This window comes from Myxococcus llanfairpwllgwyngyllgogerychwyrndrobwllllantysiliogogogochensis, assembly GCF_006636215.1.
GTDB lineage: Bacteria > Myxococcota > Myxococcia > Myxococcales > Myxococcaceae > Myxococcus > Myxococcus llanfairpwllgwyngyllgogerychwyrndrobwllllantysiliogogogochensis.
The window spans coordinates 1-4,425 of sequence record NZ_VIFM01000457.1; the positions used below are offsets into that span (position 1 = coordinate 1).

General features: G+C 67.0%; 4 protein-coding genes. All 4 read right to left on the minus strand.

The window, feature by feature from the left end; genetic code table 11:
- Positions 1-1,120 (minus strand): DEAD/DEAH box helicase (locus tag FJV41_RS48145; protein ID WP_141649353.1); only part of this gene is annotated, 1,120 nt, incomplete at its 3' end.
- 87 nt (positions 1,121-1,207) lie between these two features.
- Complete coding sequence (locus FJV41_RS48150) at positions 1,208-1,951, minus strand: hypothetical protein (protein ID WP_438616790.1); 744 nt, start codon at positions 1,949-1,951, stop codon at positions 1,208-1,210.
- Positions 1,948-2,289 (minus strand): hypothetical protein, encoded by a 342-nt coding sequence (locus tag FJV41_RS48155; protein WP_141649355.1) that lies wholly within the window; start codon positions 2,287-2,289, stop codon positions 1,948-1,950. Before FJV41_RS48155 ends, FJV41_RS48150 begins: the two co-directional genes overlap by 4 nt.
- Before the next feature lie 212 nt (positions 2,290-2,501).
- Positions 2,502-3,254 (minus strand): sigma-70 family RNA polymerase sigma factor, encoded by a 753-nt coding sequence (locus FJV41_RS48160; RefSeq protein ID WP_141649356.1) that lies wholly within the window; start codon positions 3,252-3,254, stop codon positions 2,502-2,504.
- Positions 3,255-4,425 lie beyond the last annotated feature (1,171 nt).

Genomic DNA, 4,425 nt, shown 5'->3' on the forward strand with positions numbered 1-4,425 from the left:
TTCCTGTGAGGACGAGGCACAGGTGGCCCGCCCAGGCCTCGCGAGCCACGGCACCGAGGACGAGGTCATTGCGCGCCTTGTCTTCCGCCAGCGCTTCCAGCATGGGCGCGTAGTCGGAGGCGCGGCCATAGGGGAAGTCGAAGGCCGTCTCCACGGCGCGCACCTCGGGCACCACCAGCACCCCGCGTGCGACGAGTTCCTCGTGTTTCACCACGGCCAAGGGGGCGCCCAGGTACAGCCGCAAGAGCGGCGTCAGCCCGTCCTCCCGCTCGGGAGTCGCCGTCAGGCCCAGCCGGTAGCGCGCCGGGCAACGGTCCACGATTCGATGGAAGGCGCTGGCGGCGATGTGGTGGGCCTCATCGAGGACGAGCAGCCCGAAGCGGTGGAGGAAGGCGTCGAGCTTCGCCTCCTCCCACCGGGCCAGGGACTGGACGACGGCCACGGTGACGGGACGTACCTCCTCTTCCCCGGCGCCCACGAGGCCCGCCTCCAGGCCCAGGCGCTCGCGGACGTGCTCTTGCCACTGCTCGGCCAGGTCCAGTGTGTGGACGAGGATGAGCGTCTGCGTGCGGAGCCGAGAGATTGCGCCGACGGCGAGGACGCTCTTCCCTGCCCCGCATGGGAGCACCGCCGTCCCCTGGGTGGCCTTCGCCAGCCGCTCCACGGCGTCGGCCTGGTAGTCGCGCAAGGACACCTCCGGCAGCTTCGGCAGGCGCTTGGGCGGCAGCACCCGCGAGTCCTCGAAGGACAACGTCAGGCCCGCCTCGTCCGCGGCACGGCGCAGCAGGTGAATGGACCCACGCGGCAGCACCAGCTCGCGCGCCTCCTGGCGGAAGAAGGAGAGCGTCTGGGGCTCCGCGCCCGGGCGCTTACGCAGCCGCACCAGCTTCCAGTACGCGGGGTTGGGCAGGGAGAGCGCGCGGCAGAGGCCCTCCACCATCTTCGGCGGCACATCCCCCGCCGCGAGCCTCAGCCCCGCATCCACGCGCACGCGCAACGTCCGTTTGTCCGTGCTCGCGTTGCGCGCAGGCGCAGACGGCGCGGCCCCCACGCTGGAGTCCTGGGTGCGAGAGACAACACGTCCCCCGTCCCCGCGCATTTCGGAGAAGTCTTCCACCATTCGCTTGTTTCCTCAGTGAAGCGCGTCGGGGGCACGCACCAGGCCCCCTTCGCGCAGGGCTACGACAACCGGCTCAGCAGGGCGAGCTCACGGCCCGAAGGGGTCCACGTCCGCGACACTCTCCGCGGAGTACTCCCTGACGAGGGCATCGACGAAGGCGCGCGCCAGCTCCCCCTTCGAAGCTGGCAAGTCGCGGATGCGCTGCACGGCGAACTTCTGGAGAAAGCGGTCCACGGCCTCGCGCGGCAGCGCCTTCAGCGCGGTGGCGATGGCCTGCGCGAGCTTCACGTCGACAGGCTCGCTCGCCTTCGCACTCGAGGCGCCCGGAGGCGGCGTGCCGCTCGCCGCTCCCACCGCCTCGGCCGCGTACAACTTCGGCAAGTCATGCAGGCGCAGCGCCTGGAAGGCAGCCGTCTCTTCCGGGGTGAGCTGCCGGTCCGGAAGAATGGAGTACGTCGTCTTCGGGTCCTTCGCCGCCCCGCGCCGCTTCACCTCGAAGGCCCACGTCTCCTGGCCATACTTCTTTCGCACCTCATTGAGGGTGTTGAAGAAGGCGCTGCCCATCTCCAGCACCTTCACCTCCCGGGTGCCATAGACGCCGACGTTGTAGGCGACACGCAGCGAGGCCTTGTGGCCCTGGGCCTGCAACTTCTCACTCCATAGGACGTACTTGCCCTCGAGGAATACCACCTCACGCGGGTGAGGCTCGCCGAGGACGACGACGACGGCCGTGTCCCCGTCATTCGCCAGCTTCAACCAGGCGCCCCCCTCCTGCTCGTGCTTGCGCACCAACTCCTCAACCTTCTCCCACATGTTGGCCATGGTCCTCATTCCTCCTTCTGGCAGTGCGTGGTGGGGGCGTGGCGCTCGCGCCGGTACACCGAGAACAACTCGGTGCCGTCCTCCGTGGAGCCCGCCGCCTCGATGTTGAAGTCCGCGTCGGTGTCCACCACGTGCTGAATCTCCCAGCGGCGGAAGAGGCCCGGCAGGCGGACGTAGTCATTGGCCTGGGCCCCGGCACACTCGCAACAGAGGCATGGGCTACGGCTCCCCGCTTCCGGCCCTGAGTCGTCCCGGCCCACCACCCGGAGGTGGTGCCCGTCGATGCGCGCGAAGAAGCGCACGTATGTTTCACCATGCTCGAAGTTGTTTCGCGTGGCTGTCTTCATTCAGTCCTTCCAGGTTGCAGGCAATACAGGGGCGTTGCTGTCCGCCGGGACGGACAGGGTGTCTCGAAGCAGGATTGGACTGGGGCACGAGGCGGCCCCGTTACTCCCTCAAAGCCAGGCGGCACGCGGAGGGGACATACGATTCGCGCATTCCGTCAGCCGCCCCCTCCCGGTGTCCTCTCGGTTGTTTCAAAATCCACAACCTCTAAAACTCACCCCCACCCGCCGATTTGGGACAAGAAATCTTTTTCGGGGATTTTATTCTTCATTTTCCGCAGACGGACCAGGGCCCGCTGGACGCGCTTTCGCGCCGCCGCAGGTGCAAGCCCGAAGCTCGCGGCGGCCTCGGCATAGTCCTCTTCGCGAAGAAGGACGGACACCACCAGGTCGGTGTCCTCGCCCATCAACGGGAGGAGCAGCGCGCGCAGCTCTTCCACCTCCGTGCTGAAGGAGCGGGCTCGAAGCACGGAGGGGACGGGCCATGGCCCCGAGGGCGCGCCGCCGTCTGCTTCCGCCAGTCGCCCAAGGCGCACGCGTTGGCGTTGCGCCTCAAACTCCTTGTGCCACTCCTTGAGGACGTCGCGCTCCGTACCACGCACAAGTGTCGCGGCCACACGCTGGACGCCGGACAATTCGACGCGCGCCACGAGCCCCATGAAGGACGCGGCAATCGAGGACACCACCTCCACAGGTGCGCTCTCCATTCGCCTGAGACAACGGCGGTACACGCTGTCCAACCCTGGCCAGAGGCCCAGCCACAACAACGCCACGAAGGCGTTAGCCGCGGCGCCCATCTGCACCAGCATGACGAGGCCCGCGAGTAAGCCGTCCTTGATGTGAGACTCGCCTTCGCGCGCAGTGAGGAATGTAACGAGGTCCTCCGGCTGCTCGAAGCCGGAGAGCGCCTCCCAGTTGTGCCGCAAGACGCGATAGGCCCGCTGCGCCTCGGCCGTCCGGAGGGCCATGCCAAGCTCTCGATTGAGCGCACTCCAGTTACGACTCACTGATACATGCCGCCCCGGCCCTGCGCTCGGCGCGCGGGGAAGTGCCGGGTGAGGGGAGACAAGGCCGAGCCCCGTTCAAGGAATGACGCAAGCGCCTCCGAGGCTTCCCGTCTTCAGCGGGTACCTCGTGGCGGTGGCGCGTCTGTCGAAGGAAGAGGCGGGCGCTCCACGCACCCAAGCCCCCAGGGCCCTGGCTACGGTAACGGGCAGGCCCCCTTCCGACTGGGGGCACGACCGAGGGAGAGCGGCGTGCCCAGAAGGGCAAGGACGCGGCTCCCATGGCGAAGGCCCAGTTCAATCCGAACGGCGCACCAGCGCCTCGGCATCACCCTCAGTGTCGAGCCAATCACAACAAACCAGCACATCGTGTCGAACCCGTAATTCACGCAGCTTCTCCTCACAGCCCAAGGACGACACCGCGCTGAAACGAGCCCACAGGCAATACGCAGGACATCGTGCAACCTGGGCGTGAGCACGGCGTGACGGCGTGACGAAAAGCGCGACTCCAGGCCTCCCATACCGCCAGCACCCCTCCGCGTTTCATGGCGATACTTGTTATTCACGTCTCAACCACTCCCAAAACCCCAATACCCAGACAGTCACGCATTCAGTCGTGCTTTCATCGCATCCGATTTTTCCAGTGGAGATATCCAGGGTGGCCAATGCGGCGTCGGGGACACGGTCGCGCGCGTCTCTGCGACTTTCATGCCCGCACGTCGTCACTCGGACCTCGACGTCGCACGGAGACACGAGCCGCCCACTCATTCGGGCTTCGGCTTCGCACAGCAAACTGCCCGTCCACGCATTCGGACGCGCGCCACGTGAAACACCCTTGTCTCGCTGTATCACCGCCCCGCCTTCGGCTTGAGCAGTCCTGCCAACCGCCCATCCCGCGCGTCTCAGAAATCCGAGAAGCGACGGCCCTGGCAGGGCGCAGATGACACGGAAAGCGTCAGATGCCGCCCAAAGTGGCTCCCGCTCCTGTTCACGCGCGTGGAGGCCGTTTCCGGCCGTTCTGCGGGCATTCACAGGGCATGGCGTGGACGCATCCGCTCACGCCGCGTGCTCCGCCTGCGTGACTCTTCACAATCCGCCGCAGCACTTTCACTCAACGTATTGAGGGTGGCAGAGG

Excerpts from the sequence above, each read along its gene's own strand:
- FJV41_RS48160 (WP_141649356.1), bottom strand. The coding sequence starts at position 3,254 with ATGGCCCTCCGGACGGCCGAGGCGCAGCGGGCCTATCGCGTCTTGCGG.
- FJV41_RS48150 (WP_438616790.1), bottom strand. The coding sequence starts at position 1,951 with ATGAGGACCATGGCCAACATGTGGGAGAAGGTTGAGGAGTTGGTGCGC.
- FJV41_RS48155 (WP_141649355.1), bottom strand. The coding sequence starts at position 2,289 with ATGAAGACAGCCACGCGAAACAACTTCGAGCATGGTGAAACATACGTG.